1 protein-coding gene is annotated in these 287 nt (G+C 57.1%); it reads right to left on the bottom strand.

The genetic code is table 11. The features are described 5' to 3' along the window. A partial coding sequence (locus tag ACTHS4_RS11870) for an aldehyde dehydrogenase family protein (RefSeq protein WP_440365985.1) occupies positions 1–287 on the bottom strand: 287 nt, incomplete at both ends.

Raw genomic sequence — 287 nt, 5'->3', positions numbered from 1 at the left:
GACTTCGGTTGAGCCGGTGAAGCTGATTTTGCGCACGGTCAGATTCGTGGCAAATTCATGGCTGATTTCCGAAGCACTACCGCTGACAACAGGCAACAAATCCTGCGGCACGCCCGCTTCGTAGGCCAGTACAGCCAACGCATACGCACTCAAAGGCGTGAGCGATGCAGGTTTGACAATCATCGCACAGCCCACCGCCAAAGCAGGTGCAGCCTTACGTGCAATCATCGCGGACGGGAAGTTCCACGGCGTAATCGCGGCGGTAACGCCGACGGGCTGTTTCAACA

Origin of the sequence: Neisseria sp. P0014.S009 (genome assembly GCF_051958155.1) — a bacterium.
Taxonomy (GTDB): domain Bacteria; phylum Pseudomonadota; class Gammaproteobacteria; order Burkholderiales; family Neisseriaceae; genus Neisseria; species Neisseria flavescens_C.
The sequence above is the reverse complement of the archived record's forward strand: the minus strand, read 5'-3'. Positions and strand labels throughout refer to the sequence as shown.